Genomic DNA, 26,978 nt, shown 5'->3' on the forward strand with positions numbered 1-26,978 from the left:
CCCGCTGTGCGAGAATGGCACACGGCGGAGGGGACTGACGATGCGAACGCGCTTGCCGAGATATGGCGCCGCGATACTCGTCGTCCTTGTGGCCCTGGCGGGCGTCTTCTACGTGAAATACCGCTCGCCCTGGTATGAAAGCCGGGTGACGATCGCCTTCGTCACCACCACCACGGGTTTCCACGGCCAACTCTACGACCATTTCAGCGACAACCAGGTCTTCACCGCCATCGCCGCCGGGCGGCTGTTCGACAACCCCCGCACCCGGGCCGAGATCCGCGCGCTCGGCGGGCACGCCCGGCTCACCTTCGACGTCGCCCACTGGGGCAACGAGGAGGTGCCGGTGTACGACCAGCCGTACGCCACGGTGCGCTCGGTCTCGCAGGACCCGGTGGAGTCGCGGCGCACGCTCGACATCGCGCTCAAGCTGCTCACCGACCGGCTGAAGGGCTGGCAGACCTCCAGCGGCGCCAACGGCAAGCTCATGATCACCTGGCAGCCGATCGACACCATCGTGGGCCCGGTCCCCCAGTCGCTGCAGATCAACCGGGCCTCGGCCGGGCTGATGGCGATCGGCGGGCTGCTCGCGCTGTGGGCCGCCGCGACCGTCGGACGCCTCACGAGCCGCCGGAGGACGACCGCCACGGCCTGACCCGTCAGTGCCCGTCACCTCAGTGCCCGTCACCTCAGTGCCCGTCGCCTCGGTGCCCGTCACCTCAGTGCCCACAGTGCTCACCGCCTCAGTGCCCATCGCCGCCGGCCGGGTCACCCGGAGGCGGGACCGGCGAGAAGGCGTCGCGCAGCAGGACCCGGGGCGCGCCTGAGCCGTCGGCGGGCACGGCCCACACGTCCACGGTGTCGCCGCGTGCCTTGCCGTACATGACGGTGCGCGCGTCCAGCCACGCGGCCTGGTCATCGACGTTGCCGGACTCGGCGAGCGGCGTCTCGGCGCCGGTCGCGAGGTCCATCACGTGCAGCCGCCAGGGGCTCGTGGAGTCGCCGGTGCGCTTCTTGTACGCCAGCCGGGTGCCGTCGGGGGACAGCGACGGGCACTCCGGCCCCTCCTTGACCACCGTCATCCGCCTGGCGGCCACGTCGCCCTTGACCAGGTAGACGCGCCCGCGCGTGGAGACGGTGGCGTAGAAGACGTTGTCGTCGGCGGTGAAGGTGACGCCCCAGTAGTTGAGGTCCACCGACCGGTTGACCTCGCCGTTTTGGATCAGCTCGAACTTCTCCAGGCTGTCGGTCACCTTGCCGGTGCGGGTGTCCAGGATGCCGGTCCTGGTGGAGAAGCCCACGCTGAGGTAGGAGTCGCCGGTGACGAACACGGTCCAGGAGATCATGCGCCCGCTGGCGGAGACCCGGGCCCGGCTGGGCACGCCGGGCAGCTCGACCCGCTCGCGCTCGCGCAGGTCGCCGTCGAGCACGATCGCGTCCGAGCCGGTGATCACGCCGTCGGTGACCCGCAGGCACACGGCGGTGCCGGCCGCCGCGTAGAAGCGCCGGCACGGGACTCCCAGCGCGCGCAGGGCACCGCCCGCGGAGGCCAGGACGGTGCCGCTGCCCGCGCCCGGCCCGGTGCGCACGGCCAGCAGGTCCTCGGCGTGGATCTCCGCGGGCCCGGTGGCGATGGCGGTGCCCGTCGGCACGGCCGCGGTCGCCGTGCTCCGCTCCTCCCTGGCCCGCACCACCACGACCGCCACCACCACGACCAGCGCCAGCGCGGCGGCGGCGAAGACGGCGAGCCTGCCCCCGAACGAACCGCGCACGTTCAGCCGCTCTCCGCGATCCCCAGCGGGCCGGTGAGCACGCCTTCGGCCTCGGTGTACTCCTCGCCGGTGCGCGGGCAGGCCCAGCGGCCCGGCCCCTTCTCCACCAGCGTGACGCCGGCGCGGCCGACCCAGCCGATCCGGCGCGCGGGCACGCCCGCGACCAGCGCGAAGTCGGGCACGTCGCGGGTGACGACCGCGCCCGCGGCGACCAGGGCGTACCGGCCGATGGTGCGCCCGGCCACGACGACGGCCCGCGCCCCGACGGACGCGCCCCGGCGCACGACCACGCCGTCGGCCTGCCAGTCGCCGTCGCGCTTGAGGGCGCCGTCCACGTCGGTGGAGCGTGGGAAGACGTCGTTGGTGAGCACGGCGGCCGGGCCGACGAACACCTCGTCCTCCAGCACGGCCGGCTCGTACACCAGCGCGTAGTTCTGCAGCTTCACGTTGTCGCCGATGCGCACGCCCGGCCCGACGTACGCCCCGCGCCCCAGGATGCAGCCGCGGCCCAGCCGGGCGCCCTCGCGGACCTGCGCGAGGTGCCAGACCGCGGTGCCCTCCCCCAGCTCCGCGGTCTCATCCACATCGGCACTGGCTGCGATCTTCACGCCCACCCTCTCCTCCACTGCGACCGGGCCCGCCACAGGCCGCGCCAGTCCTGTGCCGGCACGGCCGGCCTGCCCTGCCTGCCCGCGCCCGGCGCGGACAGGAACCGGCCGAGCACCGCGCGCAGCAGCACCCCGGCCTGGAAGAACCCGATCGCGAGCGTACGCGCCACCGGCGGCAGGTGGGTGCGGGCCACCGTCGCCTTGCCGGTGAACAGCATGACCAGCTTGCGCAGGCTGGTCGAGGACATGCCGCCCGGGTGCACGTAGACCGCCTCGGCGGTGACGACCGGGCGGTATCCGGCGCGGGCGGCCCGCAGGCACAGGTCGGCGTCCTCGCCGTACATGAAGATGGACCGGTCGAAGCCGCCGAGCCGGTCCCACAGGCCGCGCTCGATCATCAGCAGCGCCCCGGTCACCACCGGGGCCTCGCGCACCTCGCGCGGGTCGCCGGACCAGGGCCGGGGCGACTCGGGGTCGAAGATCCGGTGGCCCGGGAACGCGGTGGACAGGCCCGCGCCGAAGCAGAACGCCGACCACAGGGTGGGCCTGCCCCACCACGAGCGCGGGTCGGTCACCCCGGCCTCGTCCACGGTGCGCCCGCCGACGATGCCGGCGCGCGGGTGGCGGGCGGCGGCGTCGAGCAGCGCGGCCACGCAGTCGGCGGCCACCTGGGCGTCGGGGTTGAGGAACAGCAGGCGGCGGCCCCGGGCGACCTCCGCGCCCGCGTGGCAGCCGCCGCCGAAGCCGTCGTTGGCGTCCCTGGCCACGACCCGCGCCCAGGGGGCGGCCTTCCGCACGACCTCCACGGTGTCGTCGCCGGAGGCGTTGTCCACGATGATGGCCTCGCCGTCCACACCGTCGAGCGCCTTCTCCAGCGCGGCCAGGCAGGCGCCGATGTACGCCGCCGACCGGTAGGTGACCACGATCACCGAGACGTCCACCGGCCGCTCCGCGGTCCCGGTCACCGGTCCGCCCCGCCGAACAGCCACGCGTACAGCAGCCAGCCCAGCTCGTACGGGCGGCACTCGCGGTCCACCGCGACCGGCGGGTACACCCGGTCCAGCACGCCCAGCCGGGCCCCCGGGCGTACCCGGGTGGCCGCCGCCCTGGCCCCGCGCACCACCTTGCGCGGGTCCTCCCGGGCGGCCTTGCGCCAGGTGAGCGCCAGCTCGGGCAGCACCATGCGCTCCTGCGTCTCCGGCCGGTCCAGCATCCAGCCCAGGCCGAGCGCGATCTCCTGCAGCCGCAGGCCGCCGCCCGCGTCGGCGAGGTCGAGCAGCGCCATCGGGCCCATCGCGAGCTGGTGCACGCTGTAGACGGGGAAGCCCTCCACCACCGCGCCGGAGCGGGCGTCGTAGTGCCACCACCACTGGCCCTCGGGGCCCTGGGCGGCGCAGATGCCCGCCGCCACCCGCTCGGCGGCGGCCAGCGCGTCGGGGTCGCCGGCGAGCCGGTGCAGCCGGGCCAGCGCCTGGAGCGGGTACACCTGGTCGGCGAAGCAGCCGACGTGCGCCCGGTACCAGGGCACCAGCGGGCCGGAGGCGGGACCGAGGGTGTGCCGGTAGAGCCGGTCCTGCCGCAGCCCGCGCAACAGCCGCTCCCGCGAGCGCTCCAGCACCGCGTCCGCCATCGGCCCGCCCGCCGCGCGCACGGCGACCGCCGCGGCCAGCGCCCAGGCCGCCTCCACGGTGAACACCTGGTCCTGCGGCCCGATCGCCGACTCCAGCGCCGCCAGCCGGTCCACGGCAGCGCCCAGGTCGGAGTGGCCGGTCTCGGCCGCGGCCCAGCAGATCAGGGCCACGTCCCCCAGGCCGTCGCGGGCCGGCAGCCCCTTGATCAGGTGGCCGGTGAGGTCGAGCGCGGTGTCGCCGGACAGCGCCTCGCGCTGGCGCTCCTCGGGCAGGGTGTTGACGCCGAGCGCGACGATGGCGGCATAGCGGACGCTGCGGCCCTCGGGCCTGGCGGTCCAGGTGCCGTCGGCGCCGCGCACGCCCCGCCGGGTGAAGACGAACTCCCCGTCCACGTAGCCGGGCGGCAGCCCGGCCACGGACAGGTCCACCATCTCCGCCACGAAGTCGGCGTGGGTGGCGGGGCTCAGCAACGCCATCCGCCGGCTCGTGCTCATAACGTCCTCCATCAGGTCCGTGACTTCCGCAGGCGCTCTGCGGCGAGCAGCAGCACAAAGCGCGTGTTCGTGGTGAGGTAGCGCGGCCCGAGGCGGACCGGCTCCTGGAGCAGGCGGTAGAGCCATTCGAGCCCCGCGCGCTGCCAGACGCGCGGGGCGCGGCGGATCTCGCCGGCGAGGATGTCGAACGAGCCGCCGACGCCGTGGACGACCTTGGCGCCGGTGGCCCGGCCCCACTCGCCGACGAAGATCTCCTTCTTCGGCGAGGTGATGCCGAGGAACAGCAGGTCCGGGTCGGTGGCCGCGATCTCCTTGGCCACGGTCTCCGACTCCTCGACCGGGAAGTAGCCGTCCCTGGCCCCGGCCACGACCAGGCCGGGGAAGCGCCGCCGCGCCTCGGCCACCACGCGCTCCAGCACGTGCGGCCGGGCCCCCAGGAAGTACACCCGGTGGCCGCGCCGGGCCGCCTCGGCCAGCAGCTCCAGGAACAGATCGATCCCGGCGACCCGCTCGGGCACCGGCCGGCCCAGCACCCTGCTCGCCCACACCACGGCCTGCCCGTCGGCGAGCACCAGGTCACAGTCGAGCACCGACTCGCGCAGCATCGCGTCGGCGCGCATGTGCACGATCTTGGCCGCGTTGACCACGCCGATGCTCAGGTACTCGCCCGCGTCCACCGCGGCCACGCACCGGGCCACGACCTCGCGCATGCCGAGCGGGTCGAGCACCGTGCCGAGGAGCGCCGCGCGCTCCGGTGCCACCGTCATCCTCCACGCCCCAATCCGTTCAGTACGCGCGCCGCCGCCGCCAGCGCGACCGCGAGCCCCGCCGCCATCGCCCACACGGCCTCGCGCGGGCCCAGCGCCGTCCACAGCAGGCCGAACACCCAGGCGCCGAGCATGGCCGCGAGCGCCTGCCCGGTCTGCACCACGGCCAGCCCGGTGGCCCGCTGCCGCTCCGGCAGCAACGGGCCGGCCAGCGCGCTGACCACGCCGTCGGTCGCCGCGTAGCCCAGGCCGCGCAGCCCGAGCACCGCGGCGAGCAGCGCGAACCCGGGCAGCGCGTCCAGCGCGATCAGCAGGTAGCAGCCCAGCACCGCGGCGTGCCCGGCCAGCACCACGCGGGCCCGGCCGATCCGGTCGGCCACCCGGCCCAGCGGCACCGCGAAGATCAGAAACGTCGCCGCGACGCCCACCGGCAGCAGCGGCACCCACTGGCCGGGGATGTCCAGCCGCTGCTGCATCAGCAGGTACAGGAAGGCGTCGCTGATCGTGGCCAGCGACAGCGGCAGCAGCGCCACCGCCAGCCGCCGGAAGCGGCCCGGCCCGAGCAGCGCGAGCGCGTCCCGGACGGAGGTCCCGGCCCGGCGCGGCGCAGGCTCGGCGGTGGTCTCCTCGCGCACGAACAGGACCAGCACCAGCAGGCCGAGCAGCGCCACGCAGAAGCTGACCGTGAACACCGCGTCGTACGCGCCGACGGTCAGCCACAGCACGCCCACCGCGACCAGCGGCCCGGCCAGCGCGCCCGCCGTGTCCAGCGCCCGGTGCAGCCCGAACGCCGCGCCCTGCCGCTCGGGCGGGGCGCTGAGCGAGATCAGCGCGTCGCGCGGGGCCGTGCGCAGCCCCTTGCCGGCCCGGTCCACCGCAAGCACCGCGCCGAGCGCGGGCACCGACCGGCCCGCCGCGAGCAGCCCCAGTTTGGCCGCCGCCGACATCCCGTAGCCGATGCCCGCCACCAGCTTGCGCCGCCGGAACCGGTCGGCCACGTGCCCGCCCGCCAGCCGCAGCACGGCCGTCGCACCGGTGTAGACGCCGTCGAGCAGGCCGAACTGCAGCGGGCTCAGCCCCAGCACCAGCACCAGGTAGACCGGGAACACCGCCGTGACCATCTCGGCCGACACGTCGGTGAGCATGCTGACCAGGCCCAGCGCCACCACGTTGCCGGTCGCCAGCCGGGCCGCCGCCCCGGCCGGCCGGGGCCCGCCGACCGCCTCCGCCGCCCGGCTCTCGGACAGGGCCCGGCTTTCGGACAGGGCCCGGCTTTCGGACAGGTAGGTCACGCCGAGCCGGCCATTTCCGGCCAGGCCGCGCGCAGCGCGTCCCGCCAGTGCCGGATCGGCGACAGCCCCGCCGCCTCCCACCGCTTGTGCCCGAGCACGCCGAACGCCGGACGCGGCGCCGGGCGCGGGAACTCCGCGCTGGTCACCGGGCGTACGCGGCCGGGGTCGGCGCCGAGCAGCGTGAAGACCTCGCGCGCCAGGCCGTACCAGGTGGTGCGGCCCGAGCTGGTGCCGTGGTAGATCCCGGCGGGGGCGTCGGCGCGCACCAGGTCCACCAGGCTCGCGGCCAGGTCGCGGGTCCAGGTGGGCTGGCCGTGCTGGTCGTCCACCACGTTCACGGTCTCGCGCTCGGCCTCCAGCCGGATCATGGTGCGCACGAAGCTGGCGCCCGCGCGACCGTACATCCACGCGGTGCGCACGACGTAGCCGGTGCTGGGCAGCGTCTCCAGCACGGCCAGCTCCCCGGCCAGCTTGGTCCGCCCGTACGCGCCCAGCGGCGCGGTCGCGGCGTCCTCGGCGTACGGCTCGTGCGCCGAACCGTCGAAGACGTAGTCGGTGGAGGGCTGCACCAGCCGGGCGCCGACCTCGGCGCAGCCCTCGGCCAGGAACGCGACGGCGTGCCCGTTGACCCGCAGCGCCGCGTCCTCCTGGGTCTCGGCGTCGTCCACCGCGGTCCAGGCGGCGCAGTTGATCACGACCGACGGCCGCAGCTCGCGCAGGGCGCGCAGCACCGCCTCGCGGTCGCGGATGTCGAGAGCGCTGCGAGGGAGCGCGATGACCTGGGCGTCCTGGGCGCGCAGGCGCTCCACCAGGTCCGTGCCGAGCATGCCACCGGCTCCGGTGACCATCCAGCGCATCAGCCGTGCGCCTGTTTCAGGGGGAGCCACCAGGCGGTGTTCTCCCGGTACCAGCGCACGGTGTCGGCGAGGCCGTCCTCGAACGGCACCCGCGGCCGGTAGCCGAGGGCGCGCAGCTTGGCGTCGTCCAGGGAGTAGCGGCGGTCGTGGCCCTTGCGGTCCTCGACGTACTCCACCATCTCCCAGCCGGCGCCGCACGCCTCCAGCAGTCGGGCGGTCAGCTCCTTGTTGTCCAGCTCGGCGGTCCCGGCGACGTGGTAGACCTCGCCGGGCTCGCCGGCCTCGGCGACGAGGCGGATGGCCGCGCAGTGGTCGGAGACGTGCACCCAGTCGCGTACGTTGCCGCCGTCGCCGTACAGCGGGACCGTGCGGCCCTGCAGCAGGTTGGTCACGAACAGCGGGATGACCTTCTCCGGGAACTGGAACGGGCCGTAGTTGTTGCCGCACCGGGTGACGCAGACCGGCAGGCCGTGCGTGACGGCGTACGCGCGGGCGATCATGTCGCCGCCGGCCTTGGAGGCGGCGTACGGGGAGCGCGGGGCGAGCGGCGCCGACTCGTCCCAGGAGCCGATGTCGATCGAGCCGTACACCTCGTCGGTGGAGACGTGCACGACCCGCTTGGTGCCAGCGTCCAGGCACGCCTGCATCAGCGTCTGCGTGCCCAGCACGTTGGTGCGCACGAAGTCGGCCGCGCTGTCGATGGACCGATCGACGTGCGACTCGGCGGCGAAGTTGACCACCAGGTCGTGACCGGGGACGACCTGGGCCAGCAGCCAGTCGTCGCAGATGTCGCCGCGGACGAAGGTGTAGCGGCCGGCGACGGAGTCGAGGTTGGCCAGATTGCCGGCGTAGGTGAGCTTGTCCAGCACGGTCACCTCGGCGCCGTCACCGACGAGGTCGCGCACGAAGGCGGAGCCGATGAACCCCGCTCCGCCGGTGACCAGGACCTTCTTGGGTCTCATGAACTGATCTGCACCTTGCTGTGATCGCCCAGCACGAGACGGTGGGCCTTGGGGGTATTGGGGGCGGGGGTGACCTCGACGTCGTGCCCGATGAGCGACGCCTCGATCCTGCCCACGCCGGAGATGGAGGCCCGGGGCAGCACGATCGAGTACTCGATCTCGCTGTGCTCCACCGAGCAGCCCGTCGCGATGGAGGTGAACGGGCCGATGTAGCTGTCGGCGATCCTGGCGTCCGCGCCGATGACCGCCGGGCCGACGATGCGGGAGCGCGTGACGACCGCGCCGCGCTCCACGGCCACGCGGCCGATCAGCTCGCTGGCGGGGTCCACGTCGCCGTCCACGCGGGGCTCCAGCGACTCCAGCACCAGCCGGTTGACCTCCAGCATGTCGGCGACGTTGCCGGTGTCCTTCCAGTAGCCGGAGATGAGCGTGGACTCCACGCGGTGGCCGCCGTCCAGCAGCCACTGGATCGCCTCGGTGATCTCCAGCTCGCCGCGCCCGGACGGCTTGATGTCCGTCACCGCCTCGTGCACGGCCGGGGTGAACAGGTAGACCCCGACGAGCGCGAGGTCGCTCTTGGGCTCGCTCGGCTTCTCCTCCAGCCGGACCACCCGGCCGGCCGCGTCCACCTCGGCGACGCCGAACTGCCGGGGGTCGCTGACGCGGGTCAGCATGATCTGCGCGGCCGGGCGGGTCTCGGCGAACCGGGCCACGATGTCGCCGATGCCGCCGACGATGAAGTTGTCGCCGAGATACATGACGAAGTCGTCCGCGCCGAGGTAGTCGCGGGCGATCAGCACCGCGTGCGCCAGCCCGAGCGGTTTCTCCTGGCGCAGGTAGGTGACCTTGAGCCCGAAGGCCGAGCCGTCGCCGACGGCCGCCTCGATCTCGGCGTGGGTGTCGCCGACGACGATCCCGGTCTCGGTGATCCCGGCCTCGGCCAGGCTCTCCAGGCCGTAGAACAGCACCGGCTTGTTGGCGACGGGCACGAGCTGCTTGGCCGAGGTGTACGTGATGGGGCGGAGCCTGGTGCCGGACCCGCCGGCGAGGACGAGCGCCTTCACCTCAGTACGCCCCCTCTCCGCGCGCCACGGCCGACCAGGTCTTCCACAGGATCTGCAGGTCCAGGACCAGCGACCAGTTCTCGACGTAGCGCAGGTCGAGCCGGACCGACTCCTCCCAGGTCAGGTCGGAACGCCCGCTGACCTGCCACAGGCCGGTCATGCCGGGCTTGACGACCAGGCGGCGGCGCACGTCGGCGCCGTACTGGGCGACCTCCTCGGGGAGCGGCGGGCGGGGGCCCACCAGCGACATCTCGCCCCGCAGCACGTTGAGGAGCTGCGGCAGCTCGTCCAGGGAGTATCGGCGCAGGAAGAAGCCGATCCGGGTGATCCTTGGATCGTTCCGCATCTTGAACAGGACCCCGTCGAACTCGTTGCTGCCGGCGAGGTCCGCCTTCATCCGCTCGGCGTCCTTGACCATGGTGCGGAACTTGAACAGTTGGAACTCGCGCCCGTTGACCCCCACCCTGGTCTGCCGGAACAGCGCCGGGCCCTCGCTGGTGGCCCGGATGACCAGCGCGATGACGAGCAGCGGAAGGGCCAGAAGCAGCAGCGCGGCGAGGGCCGATACCCGATCGAACAGGTCCTTGACCACTCGCCGCGCGCCACGGAACTCCGGATGCTCCACGTGTAACAGCGGCATGCCGGCGACCGGGCGGATGCTGGTGCGCGGGCCCGCCACGTCCAGCAGCGCCGGCGCCACGAACAGGTCGATGCCGCCGGTCTCCAGGCTCCAGGCCAGCCTGCGCAGCGCGGCGCCGTCGAGCTCCGGGCAGGCGAGCACGGCGACGGCGTCGGCGGAGACCTTCCCCACCACCGCGGCCACGTCGCCGAAGTCGCCCAGCGCGGGCACGCCGCCGATGTCGCGCTGCTCGCCGGCCCCGCCGGGCGGCAGGCAGGCCGCGACGACCTGCATGCCGTGGTACGGCTGGGTGCGGAACTGCATGATCAGGTCGAGCACGGAGCCGCGGTGGCCCACCGCCACCACCCTGCGCATGTACTCGCCCTCCATGCGCCGCCGGTGCAGCCGCTTGCGCATGCGGAACCGGAAGACCAGCGTGAGCACCATGGCCAGCGGCAGCATCGCGAGCACGAAGCTGCGGGCCAGCATCGTCTGGGTCGCGTACGCGCCGATCGCGACCGCGGCCGTCATGCCCACGCCGCCCTCGAACACGGCGCGGAACTCCTCGGTCCCCTCTCCGTGGACCCGCTTGCGGTAGGCGCCCCCCAACGCCATCGCCCCGGGCCACATCAGTACGAGCACGGTGCCGAGCAACGCCTCGGACACCGGGATGTAGGCGCCCAATGCCAGGCGCGTGCCGATCACGATCTCACAGGCGATCATCGCGCAGGCGAGATCGCCGGCCAGCAGAAGCCGCACATAGGACCTGGTCCATATGCTCGGCGCCGTGCGTGGCGCGTCTTCGTCGAGGAGCGCGACAGCGGGCTCCTCCAGCCCCACCCTCATTCCACCCCACCCTGCTGCCCTTTGTGTTAGCAGAAACGAGACGTGCATCCAGTCCCGTTGGTTGACACATTTCCCTCATGTCGCAGGAGCAGTGGGTACCCAGGGAAATCTTAAAGATCAACCCATGTGAGCGGAATAAGGGGGACTGTCCACAAGTGGCCGATAAAGGGGCCTTCGAGGGGTTGACGGAACGGTCCAAAGGTGGTGCGGACGACCACCGCGGCAGGGGCGGAACCGCCGATGATCAGTCGTATTCGAGGTCCGGAAGCGGCGAGGGCGGGTCGGGACTGCGCCACACGACCACATGCCCCTGCGGCGGGGCGGCCACCGCGGAGGCGAGCCGATCGAGGTCGAAGTCGGGGAGATACCGCAGCCGGGTCAGAAACGAGGCGTCGGTGGCCGACCGCGGCACCACGCAGCCCTGGCCCTCGCGGTCGAGCAGGATGTAGTGCACCTCGGCATCGCCGCCGCCCTCCCCGCCCCCGCTCGTGATCCTGACCTCGACCACGTCCTCCCACGCCAGCGCCTCGACACTCCCGTCGGCGTAGTGGCGGGTGACGCCTTCCTCCGTGACGTACACGTATGAGTCCGGCACTGCATTGCCGTGCATGGGCGCGATTGTCCCGAGTTGAGGGCTCCACGTGCAAGGGAACTGGCTAATCCTCGCCCCACGTGTGGTCCAGATGTGCCTGAACCGCCTCCCGCGCGGCCTCGACGGGCCCGCGCGCGATGGTGTCGAGCAACTCGCGGTGCTCGGCCACCAGCACCTCGCGGTCCTCGTAGACGCGGCGCAGCCGCACCAGCCCGAGCCGGGTCTCCGCGGCGAGCGCGCCGTACAGCCGCTCCAGCCGCGGGCTGCCCACGGCCACGATCAGCGCCTCGTGCAACGCCATGTGCTCCGCCACGACCAGCGCCCACGGCGCGTCGGCCGGCAGCCCGGCCATCCGCGCCAGCGCCTCGTCGGCCGGCGCCACCCTGCGCCCGGCGAGGGCCTGGGCCATCAGATCCTCCAGCGGGCGCCGGACGTACATCAGGTCGGCCAGGTCGGCGGGGCTCACCTCGGGCACGTACGCGCTGCGGTTGCGCTCGCGGCGCAGCAACCCCTCGTGCACGAGCAGCGCCAGCGCCTCGCGTACGGTGGGGCGGGCCACGCCGTACGCGGCCGACAGCTCCTGCTCCGGCAGCGCGGTGCCCGGCGGGATCTCCCCCGACAGCACCCGCCCCCGTACGGAGTCGGCCAGCGCCTGCACCGCCGAGATGGGCCGCAACGGAATGCTCACACCGATGATTCTGCCGCCCCGACCCGCCTGCGGGCCCCCGCCTCAGGCAGAGCCGCCACGACCAGCGCGGCCCCCAGCAGCACCAGCCCGCCCACGGACACACCGCCCAGCCGCTCCCCCAGCACCACGACCCCCAGCACCGCCGCCACCGCCGGCTCCGCCAGCGCCAGCGTGGCCGCCGTGGCGACCGGGGTTGTACGCAGCCCCCGCCCGTACAGGAAATAGGCCAGCGCGGTGGTGGCACACCCCAGATACAGGGCGACCCCCAGCCCCGCGGGCGTGCCCAGCCACCCCACATCCCCCACCAGCAGCACCGGCAGCATGATCAGCGCCGCCCCGCCGAACATGCCCCCCATGACCCCGTCCGAAGCGGCCCCCCGCCCGATCATCCGGGCCGCGCAGACGGCGTAGAAGGCGTAGATGAGCCCGCCCACCAGCGCCAGCGCCACCCCCTCGGCCACCTGCCCGCTCCCCGCCACCGCGGCCTCGCCCCCCAGGATCAGCAACGCGCACCCGAGAACCGCCGCCGCCGTGGCCACCCCCCACCGCCGCGACGGTCGTACGCGCTCGAACCCCCACGCCAGCACCCCCGTGAACACCGGCCCGCTCCCAATGGCGACCACGGTCCCGATGGCCACCCCCGTCCGGCTCACAGCGGCGAAGAACGCGAGCTGATACACGGCCACGGCCACCGCCGCCGCCCCCATCAACCACCGATCCCCAGGCGGCATCCCCCGCACGACCCCGGCCACCCGCCCCAGCCCCACCCCCAGAGCGAGCACCACCCCACCCACGACAAGCCGAGCCGCCGCCAAAGCCACGGAATCAACGGCCCCACCACCCCCGAACGCGATCACACCCGCGGCCCCCGCCGTCCCCCACAACGCGGCAGCCCCCAGCACGGCCCCGGCCCCATGAATCCTCATACCATCATTGTCTGACAACTAGACAACGGAAGTCCAATCGAATGGGAGGCCGGGCTCGGAACGCCGGACGTGGCGTTGGCGAGTCTGGGGGCGGGGCCGCCGTACACCGCGGCGCCATCGAGCAGTCGTCCCAGGCCCGCGGTCGAGGCGACCACCGGGCGGCAGGAGGGACCACCATGGACCTGCTGGGTGCATCGGCCGTCGCCGTCGGCGCTCGCGGGCCCCGTATGCGCCGACCATGAGCCCGATCGCGGCCGAGCTGGTCACTGCCGGCCGCGGCAACGGGCCGGGCGCTGCGGCTCCCGGTGTCCGGGGGCGGCGTGGCGCGTCTGAGATACGTCACCGCACACCGGGGGCGAAGCCTGCCCAGCACCCGGCCGCGGTTCCCATGGCACCGGAGGCACGGCTCCGCTGTGCCGGTCGCGCGCCTCCCGACACGCCCGAGGGAGCGCGCTCTGGTGGCCAGGCGCGGCCTCGCCCCCCGGGCACCTGCGCCCCCGGGCACGGCCTCGCGCCCCCCGGGCACGGCCTCGCGCCCCCCGGGCACGGCCTCGCGCCCCCCGGGCATGGCCTCGGCGTCCCCTGCGCCCCCGGGCGTGGTCCCCGTGGTCCTGTGGCCCCAAGGCGCGGCGTGGCGAGGAGGCGCCGTCGCCACATACCGGAGGTGCCACCTTCGCGCGCGCCGAAGTGCGGGCAGCAGCCGCGCCCCCAATGCCGGAAGGGCGCGACTCGGGGGTGTGTGGCCTGGGAACGGAGTCTGGACGCGAAAGCCGGTCAGGGGGCGGGTCGGCCGCTCGGGCGGCCGGGGTGCCCTCCTGGAGGGAACGGGTGCGGGAAAGGGGGGCGGCGACCGGGCCTGTGGGCGGGACAGGCCCGGGAACGGATCAGGCCCGGGAGCGGATCAGGCCCGGAGACGGGACAGGCCCAAGAACGGGACAGACCCGGAGACGGGACAGACCCGGGAACCGGACAGACCGGAGACGGGACAGACCCGGGAACCGGACAGACCCGGGAACGGGACAGGCCCAGGAACGGGTGTGGGGAAGGGGGCGGCCCGGGCCTGTGGGTGGGGCAGGCCCGGGGGTGGAGGTTTACTCGAAGAGCTTCTCGACCCGGTCCACGACTGTGGCCCTGCGTGCCCACTCCTCCAGGACGTTCAAGTCATCGCAGCGCATGATCCGCTCCCGCGTCTCCTCCGGCACCGCGATGCCACGCGCCTCCAGGAACACCACTATGGCGCGCGCCTCACCTTGCGCCCTGCCCTCCTCTCTTCCCTTCTCCAGGCCTTTCGTCAGGCCCGTCTCCAAGCCCTTCTCCAGCCCCTTCTCCAGGCCCTCCTCCAGGCCCTTCGCCCGCCACTCCGCGGCCACCCTGCGGAAGAACGAGCTCTGATACTTGACCTCGGTCATCATGAGACTCTCCCAGTGCCGGAACGCCGCCCCCTTGAGAGCCGCGCATATCATGTCAGCATACAGAGTCGCTTGTTGCTGATCGACGCCTGACAGACCGGCAAATGCGGCATTGAGAATTTCGGTGCTGTTGATCCTGTTACCGTGGGCCATAGCGGACAATACCCCCATCTCTGGAGTTTTGCCCGCCTGTCCGGGATCGGTGATTATCGGTATGTTGTCCGGGCCTATGACCAGCGGGCGCAGGATCAGGTCCGGATGACCCATCACTATAGGTTTCCTGCACCACTTGGCGACCCTCTTGGTGGGGGCGACCACCAGGAGCGCCGCCGGGCACTTCATCCTCGCACGTACGCTGGCCAGGTAGACCGGCCAGCTCCACGGCTTCGATCGGTCGAAGCCGCGCTGGACCTCGACGACGACGGCCATGGCCGGTTTCTCGTCGGCCAGGACGACGACGGCGTCGGCGCGGTATTCGACCGGGGTCGTCTCGTTGAAGTCGCTTGAGGCGATATCGATGGACTTGTGTTCGGGGACCGGCATGCCGAAGGCGTCACGCAGGAGTTCCGCCGCCAGGGCCGGTCTGTTCCGGAACAAGTCGATAAGAGTTTCATGTTGTGCCGTTGGCATGGCGGCGACTTTAGCGAAAGCGCGTTCGCAATGACCCCGACTTTACCTAGATAAAGTTCGGCGCCATTTCCCGCTTTTTCGGGGTTGAGTGGGCTGCGGCTACGCAATGGTGGCAAAAGGCGCCGGCGCGGCCTTCGGGGCAGGTGCAGAACCAGTGCAGGGTGCCGTTGACGAGGGTGAATTCCACTCGGTGGGCGGGGCCGTCGACTTCGGCGGTCACGGCGGACGGGCCGAAGCGGACGACCTGGACGGCGCCGGATCTGTTGAGCTCGGCGCCGCGGGCTCGGACGGCGTCGGGTGCGCGGGCGATCTCGGCTTCCAGCAGGCCAGCGATCGATGGCATGCGGCCTCCCCTTGTCGCTTGTCATCTAACTTCACGACCTGTCGTCAAAAGTGGGGGTGCCCGCCCTCGCCGCGGTTGCCCATGACGAAACGGCTACAAATCATTGGCGACTGGAATGGGGGAAATCACCGGCCGGGGATCGGTGGCCGTCGTCACCCGCGGGAACGTCGGGCGAGGTCACGGGGGGTGCGGCCGGCGGGTCACTTGCGGTGGGTCCCCTCACGGCTGCCCCAAAAGGCCCCGGAACCCCGTCCGCTAGGGCCTTTTCGTGATGTCACACCACTAGTGGCACGTGACATCCGTTGCTAGGGTTTCGCCACCTAATCACCACGCATACCCGGAATGCGAGGTCTTCATGGGTGGTCGCAGACGGACGATCCGGGTCAAGATCGCGGCGCTGCTCCTCGTGCCCCTCGTGTCGCTGGTGGCGATCTGGGGGTTCGCCGCCACTCTCACCGTCACCAAAGGGCTTGAGCTGCTGAGCATCAACACCGTGTTCGAGGGCGTCGTCGTACCGGCACGGGTGCTCAACACCGCCCTGCAGAACGAGCGCATGGAGTCGTCGGCGTACCTGGGCGATCCCGTCTCGCGGGCCGCGCTCGACGAGCGGCGGCAGGCGACGAACAAGGCGCTGGCGGCGCTGGAGGAGGCCGCGCTCGACGAGGACGTGCAGGCCGACACGCCGGCCCCGATGAGGCAGCGGCTCGGCGAGCTGCTGGTGCACGCCGACCGCCTGGCCGACATCCGCTCCCGGGTGGACACGGGCAACTTCACCCGGCTGCAGACCATCGACGCCTACAGCGGGATCATCGCCGCCGCGTACCGGCTGTTCGAGAAGGTGCGGCTGGTCGGCGACATCGACCTGATCGACCAGGCGCGGGCGATCGTGGTGATGGGGCAGAGCCGCGAGCTGCTCAGCCAGCAGTCGGCGCTGCTCAGCGGCGCGGTCGCGGCCGGGAAGATGACCGGTGAGGAGCTGGCCGCGTTCCGGCGGATGGTGGAGAACCGGCGCCTGCTGTACTCCATGGCGTTCAACCAGCTCGACGACCAGTTGCGGGCGCCGTACCTGAAGCTGCAGAACACCGCGCTGTTCAACCGGTTCGAGGAGATCGAGGACACGGTGGCCAAGACGGCGCGGCCCGAGGGGCCGCTGCCCGGTGACACCGCCGCCTGGGGCCCGACGGCCAAGTCGCTGTCCGACGCCTTCGACAAGCTGGGCGGCGAGAGCAGCGCCGCGAACGCCGACCGCGCCACGCCCATCGCGAACGGGATCATCCTGGAGATCGCGGTGGCGGGCGGCCTCGGCCTGGTCGCGGTCGCCCTGTCGATCTTCGTGTCGATCCGGTTCGCGGGCCACATCGGCGCCGAGCTGCGCAGCCTGCAGACGGCCGCGCTCGACCTGGCGCACAGGCGGCTGCCGCACGTGGTGGAGCGACTGCGCCGCGGCGAGGACGTGGACGTGGAGTCCGAGGTGCCCGACCTGCGCGCCGGCACCACCGAGGAGATCGCGGACGTCGGCGCCGCGTTCGGCTCGGTACAGCGCACCGCCATCGAGGCCGCGGTCGGCCAGGCCCAGATCCGCAAGGGCGTCAACCAGGTCTTCCTCAACCTGGCCCGGCGCAACCAGTCGCTGCTGCACCGCCAGCTCGCCATGCTGGAGGAGATGGAGCGCGCCGCCACCGACCCCGAGACGCTGGACGGCCTGTTCGGCCTGGACCACCTCACCACCCGCATGCGCCGCCACGCCGAGGGCCTGATCATCCTCTCCGGCGCCACCCCGGGCCGCGGCTGGCGCAACCCGGTGAGCATCTTCGACGTCGTACGCGCGGCGGTGGAGGAGGTGGAGGACTACCTGCGGGTGTCCATCGACTTCCACTCCGGCCCGTCGCTGGTGGGGGCGGCGGTCACCGACGTGATCCACCTGGTGGCGGAGCTGGTGGAGAACGCGACGATATTCTCCCCGCCGAACACCCAGGTGCACGTGCGCGGCGAGACCGTGGCCCGCGGGTACGCCCTGGAGATCGAGGACCGCGGCCTGGGCCTGGGCCAGGAGGAGCTGGACGCGATCAACGCGCGTCTCGCGCAGCCGCCGGAGTTCGACCTCGCCGACAGCGATCGGCTCGGCCTGTTCGTGGTGGGCCGCCTGGCGGCCAGGCACGGCATCCAGGTGTCGCTGCGCCCCTCCCCGTACGGCGGCACGACCGCGATCGTGCTGCTGCCCGGCACGCTGGTGGTGGAGGCGCCCGAGCTGCCGCACCCGATGTTCACGCCCCAGTCGCACCCCTCCTTCTCGGTCGAGCGGATTCCCGCGGCCGAGGGGAACGGCGGCCTGCCCAGGCGCGTACGGCAGGCCAATCTGGCGCCCCAGCTCCGCGAGCCGCAGCAGCCGCAGGCACCGCAGGCCCCCCTGTCCGCGCCCACCCCGTCATCGGACGAAGTGGCGTCCAGCACCCTGCTGACCTCGTTCCAGGCCGGGTGGAAGCGCGCGGAGCAGGAGAACCTCCCATGAGCGACCGCTGGCTCGACGACGACGCGGGGCCGATCGTCCGCCCGTACACCGTGACCCGGGGCCGCACCCGGCCGACCGGGGCGCAGTTCGACCTCATCGCGATCGTGACGGCCGTGCCGGGCGGCGGTGACACCGCCCGGCTCACGCCGGAGCACCTGCGGGTGCTCGCGGCGTGCTCCTCGCCCGTGTCGGTGGCCGAGGCCGCCTCGGCGACCGGCCTGGCGCTGGCGGTGTGCCGGGTGCTGCTCGGCGACCTGCGCGACCGCGGGTTGGTGACGGTGCGTCCGCCCGCGACGGTGGCCAAGCTGCCGCAGGAGGGGTTGCTGCGGGAGGTGTTGCAGGGCCTGCGGGCCCTGTGACGCCGCGGAAGGTCACGGGCGCCTGGGGCCTCCCCCGCCCAGCGCCGAGCGCCACCACGGCAGCCCGGAAGGCGCGATGGCGCCGCCCGGCGCACTGCGCGCCTTGCGCACGCAGTACGCCCCCGTGATCGTAAGAGCGGTGAGGACCGCGATCGTCGCGACCGGCTCGGCCAGGGACCAGGCCGCCGCGAGCGTGCCCGTCCACAGCGCGACGCCGACGGCGGGCGAGCGGCCGGCCGCGCCCCAGATCGCCGGCCCGGCGGTGAGCAGCACCAGGAAGGCCAGCGCGGCCCAGTAGGGCAGGTCGAGCGCCAGGGGCAGCGCGACGGCCGGGACCGGCAGCGTCACTCGGGCGACGCCGAGGGCCGCCGCCCGGCCCCGGTGCGCCCAGGCGGCCACGACGGCGCCCGCGACCGCGAGCAGCAGCACGGGGAGCAGGAGCGGCTGCGCCTGCCACGCCTCGCCGGGCGTGAGCGCGGCGCGCGCGGTCTCGGGGGCGCCGGTCCAGGCGTGCGCCACCCAGCCGTACGGGCCGAACAGCGCGGGGAAGAACGCGCCCGCGAGCGGCAGCGGGGCGAGCACCGCCAGCGCGTACGCCTCGCAGATCGCCACCGTGCGCCACCGGCCGCGCCGGTTCCAGGCCCCGAACCCGGCCAGCGCGGCGATCACCGCCGTGATCATAGCGACGTCGGCGGCGGTGATGCCGGGGCGCGCGTACGCGGCGTAGGACACCACCAGGGCCGCGGCCTCGATCGAGACCCACTGCCGGTTGCGCGCGACGGGGACGGCGGCGAGCGGGGCCCTGATGCGCGCGGTCGCCAGCCGTACGCGGTGCGGCAGCCGCATCGGCACCAGCGACAGGGCGCGCACGGCGAGCAGGCCGAGCACGCCCGCGGTGGGCGGCCAGCCGAAGGTCAGCGCCGCCGCGCCGGCCACCCCTCCGGCGGCGAGCACGGCCCCGGCGCCGGTGACGATCTGGGCGGCGGTGGTGCGGGCGAGCAGCAGGCACACGCCGTACAGCAGGCAGACGAAGACGAGCACGGGCAGCGTGGCGGCGCGGTCGGCCAGCGACCAGGCGCACAGGATCATGGTGACGCCGGTGCCGAGCCCGACGACCGTGCGGTGCATGGCCAGGCTGCGGACCTGCACCACGCTCCCGGCCACCACCAGCGCGACGGCCAGGGCAGCCAGCACGCCGAGCGCCGCCGCGTACGGCAGGCCGAGAGCGGGCGGCAAGGTGAGCGCGGCGAAGGTGGCGAACACCGGCACCGCGGCCCGCACGAACCGCAGCGACCACGGCTTGAGCGCCGGGGCGCTCGCGGGCCGGGCCGGCCTGGCGGGGCCGCCGCTGACCGCGGCGGAGCCCACCGAGACGGGCAGCACGGCGGGCGCGACCGTGCCCTTGCGCCGGGAGGCGAGCGGGATTGCCCCGTTGCGGCGGCGCGTCTCGGGCATGGCGGCCTGGCGCTCGGCGTTCCTGGCCGCGGCCTTCTTGCGCTTGCTGCGCGGCATCAGGTCGGCCAGCACCAGGCGGATCAGCGGGCGGCCGTTGAGGCAGAAGGCGGCGAGCGCGGCCATGACGAACGGCACGGCCGGCGGCCCGGTCCAGCCGGACAGGCCGGGCCCCATGTCGGCGCGGGCCCCGCCGGTCGCGCCCTGCCACGGGTGCAGCACCCAGTCGAACGGCAGGATGACCGCGCGCACCACATCGTCCAGGACCCACACGCCGGTGCCGCACAGCACCAGGGCCGCGGCGACCGATACCCCGGGGCGCAGCGGCGTGGGCAGCTTCGCGCACACCGCCAGCAGCGCGTACGCGACGCCGGTGTACGCCAGGACGGTCCACTCGGGCGGGAGCAGCACCGCGACCTGGGTGGCGAGCGCGGCCCCGCCGGCGACGGCGCCGAGCGCGGCGGCGATGTGCCGCTTGACGCGGCGCTGGGCGAACGCCCAGGCGGCCCCGATGAGCCCGGTGACCAGCAGTACGAAGGAGATGCGCAGGTTGCTGCCGATGTCCAGCGGGAGCCCGTGCAGCCGCACGTAGTGGGCGGCGTCGATGACGAGCATGGAGGCGGCCAGCCCGGCGCACAGGGCGCCCACGCCGGTGATCGTGCCGGCGGTCAGGGCCACGACGCGCTCGGCGGTGGCCTTGGACCGCCTGGTCGAGCGCCACAGGAACAGGTCCACGGCCGTGGTGGCGGCCAGGGCCAGGGCGAACGCGCCGATCGTGGGGCGGGCGGCGAGCGCGGCCAGCGGAAGCGGGGTCTGGGCGAGCAGGATCGTGGCCGGGCGCGCGAGGTTCACCGGCGCGATCATCGAGTAGATCGCCCACAGGAACGTCACCGCGGCGGCGGCCAGGGCCAGCCCCGGCGTGAAGCCGCCGGGTAACGGCCAGCCCGGGGTCCCGCTCAGCGCCTCGCCCGCGGCGACGCCGGCCATGGGGATGAGGATCAGCCCGATCAGGGCCACGACCTCGGCGATGGCGGTCATGCGGCGCCCGGCCAGCGGCCAGGGCAGGATGAGCACGGCCACGGCGGTCGCGGCCAGCACGGCCGCGCGCAGGATCGGCACGTCCCAGGTGACCAGGGTGAACACGGTCGCCGTGACGGCCAGCAGCGCCCCGCCGAACAGCAGGTGCACGTTCTGCACCGCGTTGGGGGGCGGAGCGGGCCGCTGCGGCGGCGGAGGGGGCGGAGGCGGGGGCTCCTCCTCGTCGGGGCCGGCGGCCGGCCCGGTGGTGACGAGCTTGAACGGGATGGCCGAGCGCCCCGCGCGGCGTCCGGTCCCACCGCCCGCCTCGGCGGTGGCGGGCGCGACGGCGACGGGGTCCTTGGCCCGCTCCTCGCACAGCCGCCGGTACGCGTGCTCACGCCGAGCGGCCAGCTCGGCGCGGCGCCCGTCGAGCTCGGCGAGCGCTTCGCAGGCGGCCCAGTACTCCTCCGCCAGCGGGCCGTGGAGCGGCAGCCCGCAGTGCGGGCAGACCTGTTGGTCGGCCCGCTGCTCTGCGCCGCAGTCGGGGCACTTACGCCAGTTCATGAACCGGCCTACCTGAATCGATCGTCAGTGTGATCTCGCCAGTAGACCACCGTAGGGTTAGCTACGGGTAATGACATCCCATTTCATCCTATTTTCATATCTGGAAGAGGACGATATCGCCATTCAGGGCAAAAGCAGACCCCAGTAGACCGCCCAGGCGAGGAAAACGGCCCCCGCGGCGAGCAGCAGAGCCGTCCGCGCCCTCTCCGCGCCCCGGACCAGCGCCCGGTTCCGCCCCCACGCGACCGCCACCCGTACGCCCGCCGCCACCGCGACCACGGCCAGGATCTGCAGCGCCAGCCACGGCAGCGGCCGTCCGGCCAGGAGCGGTCCCGGATCGGCCAGCTTGGCGCTCGCCCGCTGGACATGGACCATGTAGCCGAAGAACCCGAGCATCACGACCGGCCCCGCGGCGGCGAGCAGGCCCGCGGCCCGGCTCACCCGCCCGGACGCCGGCCCCGCCCGGCGCACCCGCCGCACCGCGGCGACCAGGCCGTACCCGCCGAATCCGGCCAGGCACACCCCCAGCGCCGCGAACTGCACCGGCGCCGACTCCCACCCGGCGGACGGCTCGACCGGAACGGTCCGCACGGCCTGCACCGGCGCGGGCCCGGACGTGCCGGTGGCCGGCGTGCGCCCGGAGGTGACGTCGCGCACCCAGGACCCGACCAGTTCGGGGTAGCCCGGGGCCAGTTCCGGCAGGCGGGTGACGCCGCCGTCGGGGGTGAGGTGCGCGGCGTGGTCGGCGCCGGCGAAGTAGCGGAAGGTGTGGCGGTGGTTGCCGCCCCGCTCCAGCGCGGCCGCCATGAGCGGCGGCGACTCCGCGGGCGGGGTCAGCAGGTCGTGCACGCCCCAGATCCCGAGCACGGGCGCGCGCACCGCGGCGAGCACCCCCTCGGCGTCGTGGTACGGCTCGGGGAACAGGCCCGCGTCGGCGATCATCCGGTACATCGCGGGCTCCGCCCGGTCCACCAGCGATCCCGACACCCCCGCCCGGCGCAGCCCGGCCGCGACCGCCCAGGTCTGCTGGCGCAGCGGGGTGTGCCCGTTGGCGCCCACGAGCACCACGAAGGCGACGTCGCGGGGCGCGCGGGAGGCCGCCAGCGGCGCCACCCAGCCGCCCTCGCTCAGCCCCCACAGGCCGACCTTGCCCGGATCGACGCCGGGCCGGGCGCGCAGCGCGGCCACGGCTCCCAGCGCGTCGTCCGCGAGCAGGGAGTAGGACCGCTCGAACAACGAGTAGCCCGCCGACCTCTTGTCGTAGACCAGCACGGACATGCCCTGCCGCGCGAACGCGACGGCCTCGGTCATCAGGGCGGTACGCGGCGTGCCGCCCCCGGCCCCGTGCACCAGCACGATCCCCGGCCGGGGCACGCCGGCGGCGGCGGGCGACAGCACGGTGCCGTGCAAGGTGAGCCCGCCCCCGCGGAAGCTCACCTCCTCGGCACGCAGATCAGCGGGTACGTCCGGCGCCCCCGGCCCCGCCCCGGCGCGGGCGACGGCAGGCACGGCATTCAGGGCAGGCACCGCACCCGCGGCGGGAGGCACGGCACTTACGGCAGGCACGGCGCCCGCGGCGGCGGGCATGGCGAGCAGGGCCGGCGCCGCGAGGGCGACTGCGGCGATGAGTCGTCTCATGTCGCCGACGATAGTTTGCAGAGAAGTCTCGGCAAAGATGTCTCTGCAGATATCCTTCTGCGGAAGGACGCGGCCGCTCGGCCTGGAGGAGGAGAATGGCGGCGATGGCATCACACGAATCACGGGCCCCCGAGCCGTACGTGCTCGACGACCCGGCGCGGCTGAAGGCGCTGGCCCACCCCATGCGCCGGCGCATGCTGCGCCACCTCAGCCTGCACGGCCCCGCCACCTCGACCACGCTGGGCGAGCTGCTCGGCGCCAAGACCGGCACCACCAGCTACCACCTGCGGCAACTGGAGAAGTACGGCTTCATCGAGGAGATCCCGGAGCGCTCGGCGGGCCGCGAGCGCTGGTGGCGCGCCTCTCCCGAGCGCCGCGACCTGCGCCTGCCCGACCCCGACCAGCTCCCGCCCGAGGACCGCGCCGCGCTGCTGGAGCTGCACCGGGTGAACCTGGCCGAGGACCTGGAGCTGCTGTCGCACGGCCTGCCCGCCGCGTACGGGCGCGACCCGGCCTGGGTCAAGGCGTCGCGCGGCCTGGTGCGCATGACCGAGGCCGAGTTCGCGGAGTTCTTCGAGGCGTACATGGCGCTGCTGATGAGGTACAGCCGCTCCGCCGAGGACGCCCCGCCCGGCTCGCGCCCGGTCTACGCCCGCCTGTACGCCTTCCCCGCCGAGGGGTGAGCGGTCAGTCGCGCGGGATGGCCTCGATCCGGGCCATGTGCTTCTCGCCCCACTCGCCGAGGGGAAGCAGCGCGGTGTTCAGCGACTGACCGAACTCGGTCAGGGAGTACTCCACCTTGGGCGGCACCTGGTGATAGACCTCGCGGTGCACCAGCCCGTACGTCTCCATCTCGCGGAGCTGCTGGATCAGCATCTTCTCGCTGATGCCCGACACCGACCGCGACAGCTCGCCGAACCTGAGCGGCCTGTGGTGCAGTGCCCACAGGATGAGCGCCTTCCACTTGCCGCCGACCACGTCCACGGCGGCGTCGAGCCCGCAGTTGTACGTACGCTTCTTCATCGCCGCATCCTTACCAAAAGGTGGGTACCTGAGAAAATAGTAGGTACTTGATGAAACATCAGCACTCCACCAGCATCGACAACGCCTTCGAAAACTCGTAGTGGAGTGCTGATCTATGACTGACGACGACACCCGGCCTCCGGTGACGGTGCTCGGACTGGGTGCGATGGGACGGGCTCTGGCGGAGACGTTCCTCGTCCAGGGCCACCCGCTGACGGTGTGGAACCGCACCCCCGGCAAGGCGGACGACCTGGCCGCCAAGGGCGCGCGCGTGGCCCCCACGCCCGCCGAGGCGCTGGAGGCGAGCCCGGTCACGGTGGTCTGCCTGCTCGACTACGGCACCGTGCACGAGGTGCTGGACCCGGTGGCGGGCGCCCTCGCCGGGCGCACGCTGGTGAACCTGACCAACGGCACCCCGCGGCAGGCACGCGAGGCCGCCGGCTGGGCGGCCGGGCACGGCGCGGACTACCTGGACGGCGGCATCATGGCCGTGCCGCCGATGATCGGCGGTCCGGGCGCGTTCGTGCTCTACAGCGGGTCGCGGCCGGCGTTCACCGCGCACGAGGGGACGCTGGGCGGGCTCGGCGACGCGCACTTCCTCGGCGAGGACCCGGGCCGGGCCTCCCTGTACGACCTGGCGCTGCTGACCGCGATGTACGGCATGTTCGGCGGCTTCTTCCACGCCGCCGCGCTGGTGGACTCGGCCGGGGAGCCGGTGTCGGAGTTCGCGCCCATGGTGGTGCGCTGGCTCACCGCGATGCTGGGCGGTCTGCCGGAGATGGCCCGCGCGCACGACGAGCGCGACCTGTCCGACGCCGCCTCCAACCTGGAGATGCAGGCCACCGCGTACGTGAACCTGCTGGACGTCAGCCGGGACCAGGGCGTGAGCACCGAGCTGGCCGAGCCCCTGGGCGCCCTGCTGCGCCGCGGCGTGGCCGCCGGCTTCGGCGCCGGCCCCGTGTCCAGCCTGATCACCCTGCTCAAGGAGAACTCATGACGACCACCCCTGTCACCGTGCTCGGCCTCGGCCCGATGGGCCAGGCCCTGGCCGGCGCGTTCCTGCGCGCCGGGCACCCCGTCACCGTGTGGAACCGCACCCCGGCCAAGGCCGAGCCCCTGGTGGAGCAGGGCGCGCGGCTCGCGGCGAGTGTCGCCGACGCGGTCGCGGCGAGCCCGCTGACCGTGATCTGCGTGATCGACTACGACGCCGTGGAGACGATCGTCACGCACGCGGCCGACGCGCTCGCCGGGCGTACGCTGGTGAACCTCACCGCCGACACGCCCGCCCGCGCCCGCGCGATGGCCGAGTGGGCCGCGGCCAACGGCATCGACTACCTGGACGGCGCGATCATGACGCCGACCGTGACGATCGGCGGCCCCGACGCGGTCCTGCTCTACAGCGGCCCGGCCGAGGTCTACGAGCGGCACCGCGCCACCCTGGCGGCGCTCGGCGGCTCCGCCACCCACCTGGGCGCCGACCCGGGCCGGGCCGCCGCGCACGACGTGGCGCTGCTGGACCTGTTCTGGACCAGCATGGCCGGGCTCATGCACGCCTTCGCGCTCGCCCGCGAGGAGGGCATCTCGGCCGCGGATCTGGCGCCGTTCGCCAAGGGCATCGGCGACCTGATCCCGGCTCTGCTCGACGAGCTCGCGGCGGAGGTGGACCGGGGCGAGTACCCGGGCGACACGTCCACCATCGAGTCGGCCGCCGCGGGCATGGACCACATCATCCACACCGCGACCGGGCACGGCCTGGACACCACGGTCCTGATCGCGGCGCGGGCCATCGCCCAGCGCGCCATCGCCGACGGCCACGCCAAGGACGGCTTCACCCGCCTCACCGAGACGATGAAGGGCGCCCCGGCCACGCGCTAGCCTCCGGCGCATGGACGACGAAGGCCCCCTGCTGCCCGAAATCTGGCGGACGCTGCTGAACCCGGTCAAGTCATGGGTGGTGTTCGCGCACGGCACGTGCGTGATCCTCATGGACCCGGCCCCCGGCGACCTGGCCGCGCAGGCCGTGGACCTGCTCCGGGAGTACGGCCCGGTGGTGCCGGGCACCCCTGCGGGCGACTTCGACGTCATCCACCTTGAGGACGCCCCGGGGTGGGCCGTCGCCTGCCACCACCCCGACATCCTGACCTACGTCGCCCCGGACGAGGTCGCCGTGCCCGACGACCTGCGGGTGGGCCTGGCCGGCCGGGCCAAGCGGGACGCCGACGGCCGGGAACTGACCGTCGTCCACGTCGAGGACCGCCGTTGACACCACTCCATGCGTAGTACTACGGTGAGACCACAACAGCCGGAGTACTACGCATGGAGTGATCGGTTTGCGAAAGCTCGTCTACTACGTCGCCGTGAGCATCGACGGCCGCATCGCGGGTCCCGGCGACGAGACCGACTTCTACCCGCTGGGCGACGACATGACCGCCTGGATGAGCGCCGAATACCCCGAGACCCTCCCGACCCACATCCGCGCCCAGCTCGGCATCGACGCGCCCAACAAGCACTTCGACACCCTGATCATGGGCCGCGGCACGTACGAGCCGGCGCTGCGGATCGGCGTCGCCAGCCCGTACGCCCACCTGCGCCAGTACGTCGTGTCCACCACGCTCGGCGCCATCGACGACCCCGGCGTGGAGCTGGTCCGCAACGACCCCCTGAAGCTGGTCCGCGACCTGAAACGGCAGCCCGGCATGGACATCTGGCTGTGCGGCGGCGGCAAGCTCGCCGGCGTCCTGCTCCCGGAGATCGACGAGCTGGTGGTCAAGAGCTACCCGGTGGTGGCGGGCGACGGCATCCCCGCCTTCTCCGGCGCGTTCTCCCCCACCCGCTTCACGCCCGCCGACACCCGCGCCTTCGGCAACGGCGCCCGCGTCACCTGGTTCACCCGGGGGGCTTAGCCGAGGGTCGTCG

At 73.4% G+C, this 26,978-nt stretch carries 26 protein-coding genes; 8 read left to right on the top strand and 18 right to left on the bottom strand.

The genetic code is table 11. The features are described 5' to 3' along the window. Positions 1–40: 40 nt before the first annotated feature. A complete protein-coding gene (locus HNP84_RS47430) occupies positions 41–652 on the top strand; it encodes a hypothetical protein (protein WP_185056721.1) in 612 nt (203 codons plus the stop codon). Positions 653–740: 88 nt separating this feature from the next. Here the strand turns inward: HNP84_RS47430 and HNP84_RS47435 are convergent, their stop codons facing one another. From HNP84_RS47435 to HNP84_RS47505, 15 genes are all read right to left on the bottom strand, one after another. Further along, positions 741–1,769 carry a TolB-like translocation protein gene (locus HNP84_RS47435; RefSeq protein WP_185056722.1) on the bottom strand — a complete coding sequence of 343 codons (1,029 nt, stop codon included), beginning with the start codon at positions 1,767–1,769 and terminating at the stop codon, positions 741–743. A 2-nt stretch (positions 1,770–1,771) separates the two neighbouring features. After that, positions 1,772–2,377 carry an acyltransferase gene (locus HNP84_RS47440; RefSeq protein ID WP_312927289.1) on the bottom strand — a complete coding sequence of 202 codons (606 nt, stop codon included), beginning with the start codon at positions 2,375–2,377 and terminating at the stop codon, positions 1,772–1,774. After that, the gene (locus HNP84_RS47445) at positions 2,374–3,342 is read right to left on the bottom strand and encodes a glycosyltransferase family 2 protein (protein WP_185056724.1); all 969 of its coding nucleotides are present in this window, start codon (positions 3,340–3,342) and stop codon (positions 2,374–2,376) included. The genes HNP84_RS47440 and HNP84_RS47445 overlap by 4 nt, the downstream gene beginning before the upstream one ends. Next, positions 3,339–4,502, bottom strand: a complete 1,164-nt coding sequence (locus HNP84_RS47450; protein WP_185056725.1) for a hypothetical protein — start codon at positions 4,500–4,502, stop codon at positions 3,339–3,341. The genes HNP84_RS47445 and HNP84_RS47450 overlap by 4 nt, the downstream gene beginning before the upstream one ends. 11 nt (positions 4,503–4,513) lie before the next feature. After that, positions 4,514–5,263 (bottom strand): WecB/TagA/CpsF family glycosyltransferase, encoded by a 750-nt coding sequence (locus tag HNP84_RS47455; protein WP_221337659.1) that lies wholly within the window; start codon positions 5,261–5,263, stop codon positions 4,514–4,516. A gap of 2 nt (positions 5,264–5,265) precedes the next feature. After that, on the bottom strand, positions 5,266–6,561 hold the full coding sequence (locus HNP84_RS47460; RefSeq protein ID WP_312927291.1) for an MFS transporter: 1,296 nt from the start codon (positions 6,559–6,561) through the stop codon (positions 5,266–5,268). Beyond that, the gene (rfbD, locus tag HNP84_RS47465; protein WP_185056727.1) at positions 6,558–7,418 is read right to left on the bottom strand and encodes a dTDP-4-dehydrorhamnose reductase; all 861 of its coding nucleotides are present in this window, start codon (positions 7,416–7,418) and stop codon (positions 6,558–6,560) included. Before rfbD ends, HNP84_RS47460 begins: the two co-directional genes overlap by 4 nt. Next, complete coding sequence (gene rfbB, locus HNP84_RS47470; RefSeq protein ID WP_185056728.1) at positions 7,418–8,380, bottom strand: dTDP-glucose 4,6-dehydratase; 963 nt, start codon at positions 8,378–8,380, stop codon at positions 7,418–7,420. The genes rfbD and rfbB overlap by 1 nt, the downstream gene beginning before the upstream one ends. Then, entirely contained in the window at positions 8,377–9,444 is a 1,068-nt protein-coding gene (locus tag HNP84_RS47475; RefSeq protein ID WP_185056729.1) for a glucose-1-phosphate thymidylyltransferase, read from the bottom strand. The genes rfbB and HNP84_RS47475 overlap by 4 nt, the downstream gene beginning before the upstream one ends. Position 9,445: 1 nt before the next feature. Continuing rightward, complete coding sequence (locus HNP84_RS47480) at positions 9,446–10,909, bottom strand: sugar transferase (RefSeq protein ID WP_185056730.1); 1,464 nt, start codon at positions 10,907–10,909, stop codon at positions 9,446–9,448. Positions 10,910–11,153: 244 nt separating this feature from the next. After that, complete coding sequence (locus tag HNP84_RS47485) at positions 11,154–11,519, bottom strand: hypothetical protein (RefSeq protein ID WP_185056731.1); 366 nt, start codon at positions 11,517–11,519, stop codon at positions 11,154–11,156. Between the two features lie 46 nt (positions 11,520–11,565). Further along, the gene (locus HNP84_RS47490) at positions 11,566–12,189 is read right to left on the bottom strand and encodes a GntR family transcriptional regulator (protein WP_185056732.1); all 624 of its coding nucleotides are present in this window, start codon (positions 12,187–12,189) and stop codon (positions 11,566–11,568) included. Beyond that, complete coding sequence (locus HNP84_RS47495) at positions 12,186–13,115, bottom strand: DMT family transporter (protein WP_185056733.1); 930 nt, start codon at positions 13,113–13,115, stop codon at positions 12,186–12,188. The genes HNP84_RS47490 and HNP84_RS47495 overlap by 4 nt, the downstream gene beginning before the upstream one ends. Positions 13,116–14,206: 1,091 nt before the next feature. Beyond that, positions 14,207–15,154 carry an RpnC/YadD family protein gene (locus HNP84_RS47500; protein ID WP_185056734.1) on the bottom strand — a complete coding sequence of 316 codons (948 nt, stop codon included), beginning with the start codon at positions 15,152–15,154 and terminating at the stop codon, positions 14,207–14,209. A 46-nt stretch (positions 15,155–15,200) separates the two neighbouring features. Further along, a complete protein-coding gene (locus HNP84_RS47505) occupies positions 15,201–15,497 on the bottom strand; it encodes an SWIM zinc finger family protein (protein ID WP_185056735.1) in 297 nt (98 codons plus the stop codon). A 355-nt stretch (positions 15,498–15,852) separates the two neighbouring features. Between HNP84_RS47505 and HNP84_RS47510 the strand changes: the two genes are divergently transcribed. Together HNP84_RS47510 and HNP84_RS47515 are read left to right on the top strand one after the other, a co-directional pair. Further along, positions 15,853–18,006: a sensor histidine kinase gene (locus HNP84_RS47510; RefSeq protein ID WP_185056736.1), complete on the top strand. Its 2,154-nt coding sequence runs from the start codon at positions 15,853–15,855 to the stop codon at positions 18,004–18,006. Next, a complete protein-coding gene (locus tag HNP84_RS47515) occupies positions 18,003–18,365 on the top strand; it encodes a DUF742 domain-containing protein (protein WP_185056737.1) in 363 nt (120 codons plus the stop codon). Before HNP84_RS47510 ends, HNP84_RS47515 begins: the two co-directional genes overlap by 4 nt. Positions 18,366–18,377: 12 nt before the next feature. On the opposite strand, the gene HNP84_RS47520 is transcribed toward HNP84_RS47515, so the two are convergent. Beyond that, positions 18,378–21,401 (bottom strand): zinc ribbon domain-containing protein, encoded by a 3,024-nt coding sequence (locus HNP84_RS47520; RefSeq protein ID WP_185056738.1) that lies wholly within the window; start codon positions 21,399–21,401, stop codon positions 18,378–18,380. A 123-nt stretch (positions 21,402–21,524) separates the two neighbouring features. After that, entirely contained in the window at positions 21,525–23,039 is a 1,515-nt protein-coding gene (locus HNP84_RS47525; protein ID WP_221337660.1) for an alpha/beta hydrolase family protein, read from the bottom strand. A 104-nt stretch (positions 23,040–23,143) separates the two neighbouring features. On the opposite strand from HNP84_RS47525, the gene HNP84_RS47530 reads away from it, so the two are divergent. Next, entirely contained in the window at positions 23,144–23,722 is a 579-nt protein-coding gene (locus HNP84_RS47530; protein ID WP_185056739.1) for an ArsR/SmtB family transcription factor, read from the top strand. 4 nt (positions 23,723–23,726) lie between these two features. On the opposite strand, the gene HNP84_RS47535 is transcribed toward HNP84_RS47530, so the two are convergent. After that, positions 23,727–24,062 (bottom strand): winged helix-turn-helix transcriptional regulator, encoded by a 336-nt coding sequence (locus tag HNP84_RS47535; RefSeq protein WP_185056740.1) that lies wholly within the window; start codon positions 24,060–24,062, stop codon positions 23,727–23,729. 115 nt (positions 24,063–24,177) lie between these two features. Here HNP84_RS47535 and HNP84_RS47540 point away from each other — a divergent pair, with 115 nt between their 5' ends. The 4 genes from HNP84_RS47540 (at position 24,178) to HNP84_RS47555 (ending at position 26,965) form a co-directional block, all read left to right on the top strand. Further along, the gene (locus HNP84_RS47540) at positions 24,178–25,059 is read left to right on the top strand and encodes an NAD(P)-dependent oxidoreductase (RefSeq protein WP_185056741.1); all 882 of its coding nucleotides are present in this window, start codon (positions 24,178–24,180) and stop codon (positions 25,057–25,059) included. Further along, positions 25,056–25,937 (top strand): NAD(P)-dependent oxidoreductase, encoded by an 882-nt coding sequence (locus HNP84_RS47545; protein ID WP_185056742.1) that lies wholly within the window; start codon positions 25,056–25,058, stop codon positions 25,935–25,937. Before HNP84_RS47540 ends, HNP84_RS47545 begins: the two co-directional genes overlap by 4 nt. A 10-nt stretch (positions 25,938–25,947) precedes the next feature. Beyond that, positions 25,948–26,325 (top strand): hypothetical protein, encoded by a 378-nt coding sequence (locus HNP84_RS47550; protein ID WP_185056743.1) that lies wholly within the window; start codon positions 25,948–25,950, stop codon positions 26,323–26,325. A gap of 67 nt (positions 26,326–26,392) precedes the next feature. Continuing rightward, a complete protein-coding gene (locus tag HNP84_RS47555; RefSeq protein ID WP_185056761.1) occupies positions 26,393–26,965 on the top strand; it encodes a dihydrofolate reductase family protein in 573 nt (190 codons plus the stop codon). The last annotated feature ends 13 nt before the right edge of the window (positions 26,966–26,978 follow it).

The organism is Thermocatellispora tengchongensis (assembly GCF_014202315.1).
Classification (GTDB): domain Bacteria; phylum Actinomycetota; class Actinomycetes; order Streptosporangiales; family Streptosporangiaceae; genus Thermocatellispora; species Thermocatellispora tengchongensis.